Annotated in this window: 15 protein-coding genes; 12 read left to right on the forward strand and 3 right to left on the reverse strand. The window is 66.4% G+C overall.

Annotated elements, in window-relative coordinates:
- Window positions 1-194 precede the first annotated feature (194 nt).
- From ACLMAL_RS19180 to truB, 3 genes are read left to right on the forward strand one after another with little or no spacing between them, the layout of a single operon-like run.
- A complete protein-coding gene (locus ACLMAL_RS19180; RefSeq protein WP_412000293.1) occupies window positions 195-1,151 on the forward strand; it encodes a metallophosphoesterase family protein in 957 nt (318 codons plus the stop codon).
- A 44-nt stretch (window positions 1,152-1,195) separates the two neighbouring features.
- Entirely contained in the window at window positions 1,196-1,870 is a 675-nt protein-coding gene (gene npt, locus ACLMAL_RS19185; protein WP_412000294.1) for a 4'-phosphopantetheinyl transferase Npt, read from the forward strand.
- A complete protein-coding gene (truB, locus tag ACLMAL_RS19190) occupies window positions 1,870-2,802 on the forward strand; it encodes a tRNA pseudouridine(55) synthase TruB (protein WP_412000295.1) in 933 nt (310 codons plus the stop codon). Before npt ends, truB begins: the two co-directional genes overlap by 1 nt.
- A gap of 352 nt (window positions 2,803-3,154) precedes the next feature.
- Here the strand turns inward: truB and ACLMAL_RS19195 are convergent, their stop codons facing one another.
- Window positions 3,155-3,745, reverse strand: coding sequence for a TetR/AcrR family transcriptional regulator (locus ACLMAL_RS19195; RefSeq protein WP_412000296.1), 591 nt, complete (start codon window positions 3,743-3,745; stop codon window positions 3,155-3,157).
- Between the two features lie 136 nt (window positions 3,746-3,881).
- Here ACLMAL_RS19195 and ACLMAL_RS19200 point away from each other — a divergent pair, with 136 nt between their 5' ends.
- The 3 genes from ACLMAL_RS19200 to ACLMAL_RS19210 all read left to right on the forward strand — a co-directional run bounded on the left by ACLMAL_RS19200 (window position 3,882) and on the right by ACLMAL_RS19210 (window position 6,132).
- Window positions 3,882-4,295: a DUF4345 domain-containing protein gene (locus ACLMAL_RS19200; RefSeq protein WP_412000297.1), complete on the forward strand. Its 414-nt coding sequence runs from the start codon at window positions 3,882-3,884 to the stop codon at window positions 4,293-4,295.
- A gap of 385 nt (window positions 4,296-4,680) precedes the next feature.
- Window positions 4,681-5,103 carry an EF-hand domain-containing protein gene (locus tag ACLMAL_RS19205; protein ID WP_412000298.1) on the forward strand — a complete coding sequence of 141 codons (423 nt, stop codon included), beginning with the start codon at window positions 4,681-4,683 and terminating at the stop codon, window positions 5,101-5,103.
- A 339-nt stretch (window positions 5,104-5,442) separates the two neighbouring features.
- Complete coding sequence (locus ACLMAL_RS19210) at window positions 5,443-6,132, forward strand: hypothetical protein (protein WP_412000299.1); 690 nt, start codon at window positions 5,443-5,445, stop codon at window positions 6,130-6,132.
- Between the two features lie 307 nt (window positions 6,133-6,439).
- Here ACLMAL_RS19210 and ACLMAL_RS19215 read toward each other — a convergent pair whose 3' ends face one another.
- Window positions 6,440-7,108: a metal-dependent transcriptional regulator gene (locus ACLMAL_RS19215; protein ID WP_328413227.1), complete on the reverse strand. Its 669-nt coding sequence runs from the start codon at window positions 7,106-7,108 to the stop codon at window positions 6,440-6,442.
- Window positions 7,109-7,704: 596 nt separating this feature from the next.
- On the opposite strand from ACLMAL_RS19215, the gene ACLMAL_RS19220 reads away from it, so the two are divergent.
- The 4 genes from ACLMAL_RS19220 (at window position 7,705) to ACLMAL_RS19235 (ending at window position 13,160) form a co-directional block, all read left to right on the forward strand.
- Window positions 7,705-8,691 carry a bifunctional riboflavin kinase/FAD synthetase gene (locus tag ACLMAL_RS19220; RefSeq protein WP_412000300.1) on the forward strand — a complete coding sequence of 329 codons (987 nt, stop codon included), beginning with the start codon at window positions 7,705-7,707 and terminating at the stop codon, window positions 8,689-8,691.
- A 129-nt stretch (window positions 8,692-8,820) separates the two neighbouring features.
- Entirely contained in the window at window positions 8,821-9,090 is a 270-nt protein-coding gene (gene rpsO / locus ACLMAL_RS19225) for a 30S ribosomal protein S15 (RefSeq protein ID WP_328403782.1), read from the forward strand.
- A gap of 399 nt (window positions 9,091-9,489) precedes the next feature.
- Window positions 9,490-11,769, forward strand: coding sequence for a polyribonucleotide nucleotidyltransferase (locus tag ACLMAL_RS19230; protein ID WP_412000301.1), 2,280 nt, complete (start codon window positions 9,490-9,492; stop codon window positions 11,767-11,769).
- A 95-nt stretch (window positions 11,770-11,864) separates the two neighbouring features.
- A complete protein-coding gene (locus tag ACLMAL_RS19235; RefSeq protein WP_412000302.1) occupies window positions 11,865-13,160 on the forward strand; it encodes a M16 family metallopeptidase in 1,296 nt (431 codons plus the stop codon).
- A 41-nt stretch (window positions 13,161-13,201) separates the two neighbouring features.
- On the opposite strand, the gene ACLMAL_RS19240 is transcribed toward ACLMAL_RS19235, so the two are convergent.
- A complete protein-coding gene (locus tag ACLMAL_RS19240; protein WP_412000303.1) occupies window positions 13,202-13,537 on the reverse strand; it encodes an ArsR/SmtB family transcription factor in 336 nt (111 codons plus the stop codon).
- Window positions 13,538-13,640: 103 nt separating this feature from the next.
- Here ACLMAL_RS19240 and ACLMAL_RS19245 point away from each other — a divergent pair, with 103 nt between their 5' ends.
- A complete protein-coding gene (locus tag ACLMAL_RS19245; protein WP_412000329.1) occupies window positions 13,641-14,843 on the forward strand; it encodes an MFS transporter in 1,203 nt (400 codons plus the stop codon).
- Window positions 14,844-15,333: 490 nt separating this feature from the next.
- Window positions 15,334-15,609, forward strand: coding sequence for a hypothetical protein (locus tag ACLMAL_RS19250; RefSeq protein WP_412000304.1), 276 nt, complete (start codon window positions 15,334-15,336; stop codon window positions 15,607-15,609).
- The last annotated feature ends 216 nt before the right edge of the window (window positions 15,610-15,825 follow it).

The following is a 15,825-nucleotide window of genomic DNA, read 5'->3' on the forward strand; positions in this document are numbered from 1 at the left end:
TCTTGCCACTCGATGTGAGCCATCCAGGTCGCAACCCTGCGCCTGGCTCATACTCCCAGGCGCCGGAGATCAGCGCGCCACATGTGGCGAGGGTGCGGTGGTCTGTGCTGAGCGCGTGCTCGCGGGTGATGAGTGGTGGGCGAGGGAGCGGGTCGGCGGGCGGAGAGTGGTGTGGCTGTGCCAATGTAGGTGGGGTGATACCCAAGTTGATGGCGGTGAGCGACGTTCATGTCGGCCACCAGGGGAATCGTCCGGTGGTCGAGGAGATCAGGGCGGATTCGCCGGAGGACTGGTTGATCGTCGCCGGGGACGTGGCGGAGAAGAGCGACGACATCCGGTGGACGCTCGAGCTGTTGCGCGGCCGGTTCGCGAAGGTGATCTGGGTGCCGGGTAACCACGAATTGTGGACCACGGCAAAGGACCCGGTCCAGATGCACGGTGCGGCGCGATACGACTATCTGGTGTCGATCTGCCGCGATCTCGACGTGCTCACACCGGAGGATCCGTTCCCGGTATGGGAGGGCGCAGGCGCGGAGGAGCACGGCGGACGGGTGACCTTGGCCCCGATGTTCCTGCTCTACGACTACTCGTGGCTGCCCGCAGGGACCACCACGAAGGCCGAGGGACTGGCCGTCGCCCGCGACCGCAACGTAGTGGCGACCGACGAGTTCTTGCTCTCGCCGGACCCGTTCTCGACCCGCGACGCCTGGTGCCATGCCCGAGTCCAGGTCACCCAGCGCAAGCTGGACGCACTCGCGCCCGGCACGCCGTTGGTGATGATCAACCACTTCCCGCTGGTTCGCCAACCCACCGACGTGTTGTTCTACCCGGAGTTCGCCCTCTGGTGTGGCACCGACCTGACCGCCGACTGGCACACCCGATACAACGTGGTGTGCTCGGTTTACGGCCACCTGCACATCCCGCGCACCTCCTACTACGACGGCGTCCGATTCGAAGAGGTCTCCCTCGGTTACCCCCGCGAATGGCAGCGCCGCGGCCTGCCCGACCGCCTGCTGCGCCAGATCCTGCCTGCCCCGGAGTACCCGCCGGGCTCGCTGAACAAGTGGGGCGGCCATTTCAAGGTCACGCCGGAAATGGAAGCGGCCGCCGCCGAAATGCGGAGCAAAGCAGAACGTCGCCGCGGAGTCTGACTCCGCATGCTCGCGCCAGCCGGGCTGGACTACGCTCGTTGGCGATGATCGAGAAAATTCTGCCTGCTGGTGTGGCCTCGGCCGAGCTGTTGGAGTACCCGGAGGAGCTGACGGCGCATCCTGCGGAGGAGCATCTCATCGCGAAGTCGGTGGAGAAGCGCCGTCGGGACTTCATCGGAGCCCGGCATTGCGCGCGACTCGCGTTGGCGGAGCTCGGCGAGCCGCCGGTGGCCATCGGTAAAGGGGAGCGGGGTGCGCCGGTGTGGCCGCGCGGCATCGTCGGGAGCCTGACGCACACCGAGGGGTACCGGGCGGCGGCGCTGGCGCACAAGCTGCGGTTCCGGTCTGTCGGGATCGATGCGGAACCACATGGTCCGCTCCCCGAGGGCGTGCTGGATTCGGTGAGCCTGCCGCCGGAGCGAGAGTGGCTCACCAGCGCGAGCCCCCTCGTTGCCGTGCATCTCGACCGACTGCTGTTCTGTGCCAAGGAAGCCACCTACAAGGCATGGTGGCCGCTGACGTCGCGTTGGCTCGGCTTCGAGGACGCGCACATCACCTTCACCGTCGACGAGAGCTCCGACGGTGCCGGTACCGGAACCTTCCACAGCGAGCTGCTGGTGCCAGGGCAGACCAATGACGGTGGTGTGCCGTTGACCTCCTTCGACGGTCGCTGGATGATCGGCGACGGGCTCATCCTCACCGCGATTGTGCACGGCTGATGGCCGGCTCGACGGTGCGTCCCGATGTGCTCGGCGGTCTGCTGATCGTGGACAAAGACGGCGGCTGGACCAGCCACGATGTGGTAGCGAAGTGTCGGAAGCTGTTGCGCACCAAGAAGGTCGGTCACGCGGGCACATTGGACCCGATGGCCACCGGGGTGCTTGTGCTCGGCGTGGAGCGCGCCACCAAGCTGCTCGGGCTGCTCACCCTCACCACCAAGGCCTACACTGCGACCATTCGCCTCGGCCAGGCCACCACCACCGACGACGCCGAGGGCGAGGTGCTCGCGACGACACCGGCGAACCACCTGTCCGATGGCGAAATTGCCACGGCCACGGCGGAACTGACCGGCAATATCGAACAGGTGCCTGCCACCGTCAGCGCGATCAAGGTGAACGGCGAACGCGCCTACGCACGCCATCGCGCTGGTGAGGACGTGCAGCTCGCCGCCCGCCCCGTGACGGTGTCCCGCTTCGATGTCCTGGCCCGCCACGATATTTCGGACGGCGATTTCGTAGACCTCGACGTCGAAGTCGAATGCTCGTCGGGCACCTATGTGCGCGCGCTGGCCCGCGACCTCGGTGCCGCTCTCGGCGTCGGTGGCCACCTGACCGTGTTGCGCCGCACCCGAGTCGGTCCCTTCACCCTCGAACATGCACGCACCCTGGACGAATTGGCGCTCGCCGCGGAAGCCGACACCCCGCTGCTGAGCTTGGGCATGGACGACGCCGTCCGGACCGCCTTTCCGCACCGCACGATCAGCGCGCAGGAGGCCGAGTCGCTGCGCGACGGGCGTTGGCTCGAGCCGATTGGCATCAAGGGTGTGCATGCCGCGCTCACCGAGGACGGAACAGCCATTGCGCTGCTGGAGGAGAGCGGTAAGCGCGCTGCCTCGGTGATGGTCGTGCGTCCGCGCGGGTTGGTCGACTGAATCGTGCCCGTGCTGTCGGATTACACCAATGTCTACGACACGGCGCTGAATATTCTGTGAGACAGGGATATCAGCTGTAGTTCAGACCCGGCCGGCGAGCGGCTCGGTGCCGAGAAGGATTGCAGGGATGTTTTCGCCGACAGTCCGTCGGCACTGCTGGGCATGGTGGGAATCCATGAATGGACCCGGCCGCCGTCATATGGCGAATACTGATGGCGTCATGAGCCGGTCCGCATGTATGGCGAGCTCCCCGCCGCGTCCGAACCTTATACGTCGGCTGTCGAGAAGCCCTGAGCCGAGTTCGATTCGGGCCGCTGCGGATATGCGATGTCCGAGCCCGACTGCTGCCGGATCACTCGTCCCGGGCGCCGAGAACGGGTTCGAGTGCGCCGAGCAGTGCGCCGATGCAGACCTCACGGAGTTCGGCGCGGGAGAAGGCGCGGTTTTCCAGCCACTCGATCGATAGCACGCGGACGAAGGTGAGCCAGCTCATCAGGATGGCGGAGGTGGTATCCCGGGTGGCGCCTTCGACGCCGATCACCTCGAGCAGTCGGTGGCGTAGCTCGCCGAGTTCGCCGGTGATGATGGCCTGGATGGTGGGGTCGCCCGCGAGCACCTTGTTGGCGGTGATCACTGTTGTGCTGTTGGCCTCGAAGTAGTCGAAGTGGGCGTCCAGGCCCGCTGAGAGTTGTTCTCGTAGTGGGGTTTCGGTATCGAGTTTCGTTGCCACGAGCAGCCGGTCCGCGGCTAGCTGATAGACCCCCGCGAAGAGATCTCTCTTGGTGGGGAAATGTCGGTAGAGCAGGGCCCGCGACACCCCTGCTGCGGTCGCGACGTCGTCCATCAGCACGGTGTCGTACGCGCGTTCGGCGAACAGCTTCGCACCGGCGTCCAGCAGTAGGCGGCGGCGTTCGTCGGGGGAGAGGCGGCGGCGGGTGGGCACCGTGTGAGCTTAGTTGACGACTGTCTACTAAGCGTCGTAGGGTCGGGCTTAGTAGACAAACGTCTACTAGTTGGCTCATCGCCCGAAGGTCGTAGTGTGCCAGCGCTGAACGCCCCGCACATCCGAGAGGAATTTCATGACCGCCGTACTCAAATGGCTCACGATGGCAATGGGTGTCGCGTGTGTGGCGATCGGGTTCTTTCACCTGGGATTCGGCATCGATGGCATCCCGGACATGGGTTCCTCCGGCGTGACCGCCGACAGCCAGACTCGATTCTTCGGCGCGATCTTCGTCGGTTACGGCGTCGTGTGGATCTGGGCCGCACGGCAGTCGCCGATCTCGGCGGTGGCGATCCGCTGGCTCGCCGGAATCTTCCTGCTCGGCGCTGTCGGACGCGGGATATCGCTGGCCGTCTACGGCTGGCCGCACTGGTTCCAGATCGTGCTCACCGCGATCGAGCTTGTGCTCCCGCCCGTGTTCTTTGTGCTGTCCAGGGGCGAGGAAACGCGCTTCGAGCGCGACACTCGCGACGTCACTGCTGCGGCCTGAGCCGGAGGGGTCGACTGCGGGGTCTCGGGATCCGCTGCTCGAATTCAGGTAGTCCCCGCAGCTCGCAGCGGACATCGGCTGACGACCACCAGACTGCTGGACGTGGTCACGTCGCCGCAGTCGGGGACCTGCGCGGCAGCTCGCGGGCAATCCAGAATTCTCCGGTGATGTGGCCGGAGTTCACCGGCCTCGGCCGAGCGCAAATCGCCCGCGATGCCGTCGGCTCCGATGCGCACCGCGATGTAGCGGCTGCGGGCGTAGCGAGTGGCAGGCTTGTGCCTCCTGCGCTGCTCGCCCGGACAGGCTCCGGCGCAACGGAATCCGTAGAGTGGCCAGTGGCCGGACGCAGGCACTCGGGATCGGCGGCGGCGGGAAGGCATGGGCAATGAGTGAACGACCGGTCGACACTTTCGAACTGTGGGATCGTGATGGCGACGGGCTGGTTTCGGTGGACGACATCACCGAGGGCATCCGCGCCCTCGGACTGGACGTCGATGCCGAGGCGATCGAACGCCTGGTCGCGGCCGCCGACACCAACGGCGACTTCCTGGTCTCCAAGGCCGAATTCGACGCCGCTCTCGTCGCAGGCCGCATAGAGGTCACCGACGCCGACGCCGCCTTCCGCGTCTTCGACACCAACGGCGACGGTCAAATCTCTGTCGACGAACTCGAATCCCTGATCCGCCATGTCGGTGCGGGCCGCATCGACGAACCAGCCGAATCCCTCCTGGCCGCCGCCGACACCAACGGCGACGGCTACCTTTCGCTCCCAGAATTTCGAGCCCTCCTCGACTTCCTCTCCCGCTGACCGCGACGGTCCTGTTCTGTTACGTCGGTCGCGCTAGTCGCGGTGCTGTGCTGACCCAAGCGGTCGTGCCGGCCGCAGTGTAGGTAGCCCATCAGGTCGGGTGTAGGTCCCGGAACGGACCGGACTGCGACCTTGCGTATGAGGGTTGACCTGGGTTAACTCCGGCGGCCGCCGGGGCGATAGTTCAGATGTCAGGAGGCACGATCGATCGGAAGGCCGATGGCAATGGGGATGCGTGTCGTTCAGCGGGCAATGGTCTGCGCCGCGGTGGTCGTGGCCGCCGTTGCTTGCGGTGCTGGCAATGAATCGTCAGTGTCATCGCGCGGGGGTTCGGTAGCGGTGACGAGTACGGGCACAGCGCCGGGGTCGACGACTCACCCGGGCGCGCCGCAGGGAACCACTATTCCCTCCCTGGCCGCACCCGAGGCGCCGCCGATCTTCCCACCTCCGGACAACTCGGCGTTGGTCATCAAGACGCTGACCGTATCCGGCGGCGCAGTTCCGAACGTGCCGGTGGCGGTTCGACTAATACAGCCGTGTGACCCTGCGCGGCATGACATTCCGGTCGGCGAGACGGCCGAGACGCGGCAATGGACCGGGACCACGGACGGGAACGGCACCACCACCTTCGCCATCCCGGTCGGCTGCTACCTGTTCACCATGCAACCGCCGCCGGGATCGTCGCCGGTGCCCGAGGGCATGCACAGCGCCTTCGTGACCGCACCCGGCCAGACCGTGTCCGGCGTACTGCGATTCGAAGATCCGGTGCCGCCACCGTGCACCGCGGAAGCGATCGTCGACGACCTCGACGTTCCGCCATACCTCGCCGCCGCCCAGGCCACGGTTTCCGAATGCGAGGGCGGCTGGGCGGTCATCGTCTGGGATGTCCCCGGCGACTCCCAACGCATCGTCGTCCACAACCCGGACGGCTGGACCACCTACGTCGGCTTCCCACACCACACCTGCTGGACCGAAGCCCTCGCCGACGGCGTCCCCGCTCGTCTGCAGCGCTACTTCCCAACGTGCTGAGGCCTGCTGGCCGCCCGCAGCAGAACCCGAGCATCTCCTTGCTCAACGCCTGCGTGCAGGTCGCGAGATGTCTTCCTGCGGGAGCATTTTCATTGCGGGGCGCCGGGCATCTTCATCCGTGTGATGTGAGAGAAGGCTGCGGTCCCCGAGTAGACCTCCGGCACGGACAGATCAACAGAAAGATCGAGAAGCCCCAGCTGCGGAGACGGGTCACGCATTGGCGCTGCCACGAGGGCACCGTATCCTCTTGCGTTGTCCCAGAGGTGCTTTCGTCGAAGCGGCGCTGAGGGGCCCGGTGGGTGCGCGGTCAGTCGGTGGTGGTGAGCCAGATGGCCTGGGCGGCGGGGCTGCCGAGGTCGATGGTGCGGTCCTCGATGCGGATGGCGATGGTGCCTGCGAAGTCGCGACGTTCCACGACGGCGATCGGTGTGTCGAGGGCGATGCCGACGGAGTCGAAGTAGCGCAGCATGTCGGGATCGGCATCGGAGATGCGGGCGACGCGGCCGGATTCGGCGGCCGCGAAGTCGCTGAGCTGGCGGGCCGGTGGGGTGGGGACGGCGCCGTCGACCGAGGGGATGGGGTCACCGTGCGGGTCGCGGTCCGGGAAGCCGAGTTTGGCGTCGATGCGGGCCATCAGGAGTTCGGAGACGGCGTGCTCGAGCACCTCGGCCTCGTCGTGCACCTCGTCCCAGCCGTAGCCCAGCTCACTGACCAGGAACGTTTCGATCAGCCGGTGCCTGCGCACCATGGCGATGGCCGCGAGGCGGCCGTCCTCGGTGAGGGTGATGGAGCCGTAGCGAGCGTGTTCTACCAGACCTTGATCGGCGAGTTTGCGGACCGCCTCGGAGACGGTGGAGGCCGAAACGCCGATCCGCTCGGCCAGCAGCTTCGTCGACACCTTCTCCTGCGACCACTCCTGCGCGGTCCAGATCACCTTGAGGTAGTCCTGAGCCACCGACGAGAGCACCGGCGCCATCGTCACGGTGCTGCCGTGCGGTTCACCGTGCGTCGGGCCGCCTGCCTGCTGCGCGGCATCTCTGAGCTGCGCCGAGGTGTCGGCCAGCTCGCGTCGGGTGGCGATATCTCGTTTACCGGGCACATACCCGAGCTTAGGCATATGCCTGCCGAATCACACATCGCGCCGCACGGGCGAACGTCGTATTCACCCTCCGTATACGACACCGGAAGCGTTGTGTGACATCGGGGCCTCGCTGCCCCGACTACGCAGGATGGGCGGCTGCCTTCGGATTTGCTGCGGCTCGGTGCCTGCTTCGGCTGGGCTGCGCCGGATGCGGCTACCTCCGGCTTGTTACGGCTCGGCTTGGACTCCGTCGGGTTGTGTGCGAACAGCGGCTACTTCAGCTCCGCTCCTGCCCTGTGCGCGCCGGGTCGAGCCGGACTCCGTCGGGCTGGTTGAGATCGGCGGCTGCCCCCGGCTTTGCTCCGGCTCGGGCTGGATTTCGATGGGACTGCGTCGGGTTGTGTGAGATCGGTGGTTGTCTCGGGCTTTGCTCCGGCTCTGCGCGGACTTCGGTCGGACTGTGTTCGGCTGTGCAAGATAGGCTGCGGACTGTGCAGAGATGGCGAAGTCTCGACGAGGTGCCCGCGGACTGGGGGCGGTGTGTACTCACGATCGGCGTGTTCGACGGTGTGCACCGCGGTCACGCGCAGCTGATCAGCCGGGCCGTGAAGGCCGCTGCCGCGCGCGGTGTTCCCGCGGTGCTGATGACCTTCGACCCGCACCCCATGGAGGTGGTGCGCCCCGGCTCGCATCCTGCGCAGCTGACCACGTTGACTCGGCGGGCGGAGTTGGCCGAGGAACTCGGTGTCGATGTGTTCTGTGTCATACCGTTCACTCAGGAATTCATGAAGCTGACACCGGCCCGCTATGTGCACGATCTGCTGGTCGAGCGGCTGCACGTGGTCGAGGTGGTGGTGGGGGACAATTTCACCTTCGGCAAGAAGGCCGCAGGCACCATCGACACCATGCGCGAGCTCGGTGATCGGTTCGGTTTCGAGGTCGACGGTGTGAAGCTGATCGGCGAGCACGCGGTCACCTTCTCCTCCACCTACATTCGTGCCTGCGTCGACGCGGGCGATATGGGCGCGGCCGCCGAGGCGCTCGGCAGGCCGCACCGTGTCGAGGGCGTTGTGGTGCACGGCGACGGACGCGGCAAGCAACTCGGTTTTCCCACCGCGAATGTCGCGCCGCCGATGCACGCGGCGATCCCCGCCGACGGCGTGTACGCGGGCTGGTTCACCGTGCTGGGCCCCGGTCCGACCATCGGCACGGTGACACCGGGCGAGCGTGCGATGGCCGCGATCTCGGTCGGCACCAACCCCACTTTCTCCGGCCGCGCCAGGACGGTCGAGGCGTACGTGCTCGACGGCGAGGCCGATCTCTATGGTCAGCATGTCGCGGTGGACTTCGTGGAGCACCTGCGTGGGATGCGCAAGTTCGATTCGATCGAAGAGCTGCTCGAAGCGATGGGTCGCGACGTGGACAACGCCCGAAAGGTGCTCGGCGCCACCGGCACGGCGACAGCGCCCGAGGCCTGAGCGACCGCGATTCGGTTCGCCGGAATTCATCCGGTAAGGTGGATCCTCGGGTTTGCTGCGGTCCGCGGTGGCGCCCAGCCGGGCAACCGGATTCCGAGCGCGGGACTGAGAAATAGGAGTGGATGCCCCATGGCACTGACCACCGAACAGAAGTCGGCAATTCTCGCCGAGTACGGCCTGCACGAGAAGGACACCGGTTCGCCGGAGGCCCAGATCGCGCTGCTGTCCAAGCGGATCTCCGACCTCACCGAGCACCTGAAGGTGCACAAGCACGATCACCACACGCGCCACGGCCTGCTCGCGCTGATCGGCCGTCGTCGTCGCCTCTCGAAGTACCTGCAGAAGAGCGACATCGCGCGTTACCGTTCCCTCATCGAGCGTCTCGGCCTGCGTCGCTGATCGCTCGACACACCGGCTACCGGAGGTAGTCGGCGAACCCGCCAACGGGGAGGCATACAATCTCCCCGTTGGCTATTTGTGTATGAGTGGTAAAAGTTGTCGCGACTGCTTGTAGGTTGCTAAAGACAGCATCACCCATCTACACGACAACATTGCACAGCCGTATGCACCCGCCGCGTGGCGTCGGTCTTCGGTAGTGGCCTCCCGGCAGGTGAAACTCCGCCGGCGGGCTTCGATCGATGACCGCCTCCGCGTCGCCGAATCCAAGGGGATCTGGCCGGGTGCGCGCGTTGCAGCCAGGAGGGTTGCCGCGCGCCCGTATCCGGTACGGCTGACGAATAGCCGAGTCGCGCCCATGACGCGCTCGACTCGGCGAAGACGAGAGGTTGAGAGAAGAAAATGACCGAAACAACTGAACGCACGTCCTCGGCCGTAGAGGTCGAACCCGGTGTGTTCGAGTCTGTCGCGCTGATCGACAACGGCAGCTACGGCACCCGCACCATCCGCTTCGAGACCGGCCGTCTGGCCCGTCAGGCCGCAGGCTCGGTCGTCGCGTACCTGGATGACGAAACCATGCTGTTGTCGGCGACCACCGCGGGCAAGCACCCCAAAGACCAGTTCGACTTCTTCCCGCTGACGGTGGACGTCGAGGAGCGGATGTACGCCGCTGGTCGCATCCCCGGCTCGTTCTTCCGTCGCGAGGGCCGGCCGTCTACCGACGCGATCCTGACCTGCCGCCTGATCGACCGGCCGCTGCGTCCGTCGTTCGTCGACGGTCTGCGCAACGAGATCCAGGTCGTCGTCACCGTGATGAGCCTGGATCCCAATGATCTCTACGACGTGGTGGCCATCAACGCCGCGTCCGCGTCCACCCAGATCGCGGGTCTGCCGTTCTCCGGTCCGGTCGGCGGCGTGCGTGTCGCGCTGATCGAGGGCCAGTGGGTCGCATTCCCGACTGTCGAGCAGCTCGAGGGTGCCGTGTTCGACATGGTTGTCGCGGGCCGCGTCGTCGAGTCCGGCGATGTCGCGATCATGATGGTCGAGGCGGAGGCCACCGACAAGGTCATCGCGCTGATCGAGGGTGGCGCGACCGCGCCGACCGAGGCCGTTGTGGCCGAGGGCCTGGAGGCTGCGAAGCCGTTCATCGCTCGTCTGTGCAAGGCGCAGCAGGACCTCGCGTCGCTGGCGGCCAAGCCGACCGGCGAGTTCCCGCTGTTCCCGCCGTATGAGGCCGATGTCTACGAGGCCGTCGAGGGCACCGCCAAGCGTGAGCTGGGCGAGGCGCTGTCGATCGCCGACAAGCAGCAGCGCGAGGACAAGATCGACGAGATCAAGGTCGACGTGCTCGCTCGCCTCGGCGACGACTTCGTCGGTCGCGAGAAGGAGCTGGGCGCCGCATTCCGTTCGGTTACCAAGAAGCTTGTCCGTCAAAGGATTCTGTCGGACGGCTTCCGCATCGACGGTCGCGGTCTCGCCGACATCCGTGCACTCTCCGCCGAGGTCGCCGTGGTGCCGCGGGCGCACGGTTCGGCTCTGTTCGAGCGTGGCGAGACCCAGATCCTGGGTGTCACCACCCTGGACATGGTGAAGATGGCGCAGCAGGTCGACTCGCTCGGCCCGGAGACCAGCAAGCGCTACATGCACCACTACAACTTCCCGCCGTTCTCGACCGGTGAGACCGGTCGCGTCGGTTCGCCGAAGCGCCGCGAAATCGGCCACGGCGCGCTCGCGGAGCGGGCCCTGATGCCGGTGCTGCCGAGCCAGGAAGAGTTCCCCTACGCCATCCGTCAGGTGTCGGAGGCGTTGTCCTCCAACGGTTCCACCTCGATGGGCTCGGTCTGTGCCTCGACCCTGTCGCTGCTCAACGCCGGTGTGCCGCTGAAGGCACCGGTCGCCGGTATCGCCATGGGCCTGGTGTCCGACACCGTCAAGAACGACAAGGGCGAAGACGAGGTCCGCTACGTCGCGCTGACCGACATCCTCGGCGCCGAGGATGCCTTCGGCGACATGGACTTCAAGGTCGCGGGCACCAGTGAGTTCGTGACCGCGCTGCAGCTGGACACCAAGCTCGACGGCATCCCCTCGCAGGTGCTCGCCGGTGCGTTGGCCCAGGCGCACGACGCACGCACCACCATCCTGGAGGTCATGGCCGAGGCCATCGCCACCCCGGACGAGATGAGCCAGTACGCGCCGCGCGTCACCGCGATCAAGATCCCGGTCGACAAGATCGGTGAGGTCATCGGCCCCAAGGGCAAGGTGATCAACCAGATCACCGAGGAGACCGGCGCCAACATCTCGATCGAAGATGACGGCACCGTCTACGTCGGTGCGACCAACGGCCCTGCGGCGCAGGCGGCGATCGACATGATCAACGCCATCGCGAACCCGCAGCTGCCGAAGGTCGGCGAGCGCTTCCTCGGCACGGTCGTCAAGACCACTGCCTTCGGCGCGTTCGTCTCGCTACTGCCGGGCCGTGACGGCCTGGTCCACATCTCCAAGCTGGGCAACGGCAAGCGCGTCGCCAAGGTCGAGGACGTGGTCAACGTCGGCGACAAGCTGCGCGTGGAGATCGCCGACATCGACAACCGCGGCAAGATCTCGCTGGTGCCGGTCGACGAGAATGCTGACGAGCCTGCCGCTGACGACACCGTTGATGCGGGCGCGGCGGAGACCGAGTAGTACTTGTCTTTGTGACGAAGAAGAAGACGGCAACCCCTCTGCTCCGCGGCGAGCAGGGGGGTTCGTCACTAGAGCTGCGGGCGGACAATGCGCGGATGACCGACTCGGGTGTGCGGCGCACTGTATTGCCCGGCGGACTGCGCGTGGTCACCGAGCACGTGCCCGGTGTGCGTTCGGCCTCGATCGGCGTGTGGGTCGGCGTCGGTTCGCGCGATGAGGGACACACCGTCGCCGGTGCCGCGCACTTCCTGGAACACCTGCTGTTCAAGGCGACTCCGACGCGATCGGCGCTGGACATCGCCCAGGCGATGGATGCCGTCGGTGGGGAGCTCAACGCGTTCACCGCGAAGGAGCAGACCTGCTACTACGCGCATGTGATCGACGAGGACCTGCCACTGGCCGTCGACATGGTCTCCGACGTGGTGCTCAACGGCCTGTGCCGAGCATCCGACGTGGACGTGGAACGACAGGTGGTGCTCGAGGAAATCGCTATGCGCGACGACGATCCGGAGGATCTGGTCGGCGACGCGTTCCTCACCGCGCTGTTCGGCGATCATCCGCTCGGACGGCCGGTGATCGGTTCCATCGAGTCCATCGAATCGATGCAGGCCGCGCAGTTGCGCGGGTTCCACCTGCGTCGCTACCGGCCGGATCGGATGGTCGTCGCGGTGGCGGGCAATGTCGAGCACGAGCACACGGTGGAGCTGGTGCACCGTGCGTTCGCCGATCGGCTCGATCCGGCTGCCGTACCCGCGCCGCGGCGGGAGGGACGGTTCCGGCCGCAGAGCGTGCCGGGACTGCAACGGAGTCACCGCGACAGCGAACAGGCGCACCTGACGTTCGGCGTGCGCGCCTTCGGGCGGCACGAGGGTGAGCAGCGTTGGCCGCTGTCGGTCCTCAACACCGTGGTCGGTGGCGGGTTGAGTTCCCGTCTGTTCCAACGGATTCGGGAGGAACGTGGGCTGGCGTACTCGGTGTACTCGAGTGTCGACACCTTTGCCGATACCGGAGCGTTCTCGGTGTACATCGGTTGTCAGCCCGAGAATCTAGGCAAGGTGGCGTCGCTGGCCCGCGGTGTGCTGGAAGCTGTTGCCGCCGACGGGATCACCGATGCCGAGTGTGCGCGGGCAAAGGGATCGCTGCGCGGCGGTCTGGTGCTGGGTCTGGAGGATTCCGCATCCAGGATGAACCGGATCGGTCGCAGCGAACTCAGTTACGGCAACCATCGGAGTGTGTCGGAAACGTTGGCGCGGATCGACGCGGTGACCACCGAGGAGGTGTCGGCGATCGCGGCCACGCTGTTGGCCAGGCCCTTCGGCGCTTCGGTCGCCGGGCCTTACCGTCGTACCCGCGAATTGCCCGCTTCCGTACGCCGTTTGGTCGACGGCTGACGGATTGATAGCCGGACAGGCCGAGCGCCGGCGGGCTGTCGTCAGGCTCCGCGGGCGCGATTGGCGGCGTCGACGATCGAGGGGAGTACGCCGGGAAGCACGGTTTCCAGGTCTTCGGTGCGCAGCCGCTGGCAGGTTTGACCGTCGATAATCAGTCGTTCGATGACGCCGGCTTCGCGCAGAATCTTGAAGTGGTGCGTTGCAGTCGACTTGTTGATCACCTCGTAGAGCGCGCTGCAGCGCACGGCGTCGCCTGCGTTGCTCAGGCGGCGCACCATTTCGAGCCGCACCGGGTCCTGCAGCGCGCCGAGCACCGTGGCCAGGGCCGCCACCGGCGGTGTTTCGGTCTCCGAGGCCAGTTCCTTAGCTCCGGTCATGATCTGCCTCACTGGTGGGTTTGACGATCATCATACCGGATGTAGGCTGATCAAGTTCGATGAGGATCAAACTTACCTGATGGGAGCTGCGATGGCAGCGACAATGGTGGCCGCCGACGAACAGACTTCACAACGCTGGGCCTATGCGCTGGTCCTAGCAGCCAGCGGCGTAGCGCTCGGCGTCTCGGGGGTCCCCGCGCCCCTCTACGGCATCTACGAGAAGGAGTGGCACCTCTCGCCGCTCACCACGACCATTGTTTTCGCCGTGTACGCGGTCGCCGCGCTCGGCGCGGTGCTGGTGTCGGGCCGGATCTCCGATGTCGTCGGGCGCAAGCCGGTGCTGCTCGGCGCCATTGCCACCATGATCGTCGGACTCGTGGTCTTCGTGCTGGCCGATTCGGTGCCGATGCTGTTGTTGGCTCGCGCGCTGCACGGCATAGCGGTCGGCTCGACGGTGGTGGCGGGCGCGGCGGCGCTGCTGGATTTACGGCCCACGAGAGGCGCGCGGTCCGGACAGCTCAGTGGTGCTGTGTTCAATCTCGGTATGGCCGTGGCGATTCTGGGTTCGGCGCTGCTGGCTCAGTACGCGCCGAATCCACTGCGCACGCCCTATGTCGTCGTCACCGTGGTCTGCTTGATCATCGGTGTCGGCGTGCTTGCGCTGAACGAGCCGCACAACGCCCGGGTCGCCGGTCGGATCAGGATCGCCAAACCGGCTGTCCCGCAAGAGATTAGTGGCGACTTCTGGTTTTCGGCGATCGGTGTGATGGCGGCATGGTCGGTGCTCGGTGTGCTGCTGTCGCTGTACCCTTCGCTGGCCGCGCAGAAAACCGGCATCCACAACTTGGTGTTCGGTGGTGCGGTGGTCGCTTCGACCGCGCTGTCCGGTGCGGCCACGCAGCTGTTCGCGACCGGAGTTCCAGCGCGCAGGGCCGCGATCCTCGGCGACACTGGCATGGCGATCGCGTTGGTGCTCACCGTGCCCGCCCTCGGTAGTCACAACTGGGTGGTTGTCCTCGGTGCCGGCGTGCTGCTCGGCGCGACCTTCGGCCTCGGGTTCGGCGGCTCGCTGCGCCACCTGTCCGAGGTTGTGCCGCAGCACAAGCGCGGCGAAACGATGTCGGCGTACTACCTGCTCGCCTACTCCGCCATGGCGCTGCCGACCATCATGGCCGGATGGGCAGCGACCACCTGGGGCCTGACCACGGTCTTCCCGTGGTTCGTCGGGGTGGTTGCCCTCGCCTGCCTGGTGGCCGCGGGCTTGGGCCTACGACGAAACCGGGAAGCGCGGCAAACAGCGGCGTGAGCGAAGCGGGTCGCCGTGGCAGCCGGGCTGCGGGGACCCACTTCGACTGTCAATGTCCGAAGTCGTCTGCGACGAATTGGGCGTCACCGTCGGATCTGTGTCGGCCTTGCTGCACCAAACTGCGGCAGCGATGTGCAACGCAAACTGAGCCCGCGACCGGCTTGCCTCTGGATCGGCTTATCGTCACCACTTCGCTCACAGGCGTCGGCGCAGCTCGGTCATGCCGTCAGATGCAAACATGAGCACGCCGATGTCCTCGGGCCGTCGGTGCGGTCGCCGTTGTACTCGCCGAATACATGGTCGATGTCGTCGCTGACGAATCCTTCGTGCTCGAGCAGATTTGTGGCGTCGAGAGGGGCCGGCACGGTATGCGCGGTCGGTTCATTTGATCAGTAGCCGTTGGGTAACTGACGCGTAGAATGGCCGGAGATCCGTCGTCTATCCCACTTGCGCCGACACCGGATCGGTGCACTTCGCGAAAGAGGCGCTCGTGATGTCGCCTGTTGCTGCTCTTGCTCCAATTCTGTCCGCTGCCGCGATCCTGGCGGGCGCTGCCGCGATGGCAGCCCAAGGTACTGAACCTGAATCCGGGGTAGCCGCCGCACTCTACGCCCGCGGCGCCGAGGCCGCTGAGCTTCTTCCTGCGGCCGACCACCCGAAGGGGCCCGACTTCCCGACGCCGCCCATCCCGACGCCGCCCTCCCCGCCGACGCCCGATTACCCGACCCCGCCCGCCTTCCCGACCCCGCCGCACCCGCACCACTAGGTTCTGTCTCGAAGTGAGTGAATGGGGTGGCTCCGCGCAGCGGTGCCACCCCATCAGCGTGCTCGATGGAAGCTGTTGCCCGCGTTGGCATATGGGTGAGGTCTCCGGTATTTCGGATTAGCGACCAAGCAAATCTGAATAGTGCCGGAGACCTCGTGGCCAGCGTAGCGGTAGCGGGGCGAGCGGACCTGACCGATGCCCAATGGGCGAGGTTGG

Origin of the sequence: Nocardia sp. CWNU-33, assembly GCF_046764895.1 — a bacterium.
Classification (GTDB): domain Bacteria; phylum Actinomycetota; class Actinomycetes; order Mycobacteriales; family Mycobacteriaceae; genus Nocardia.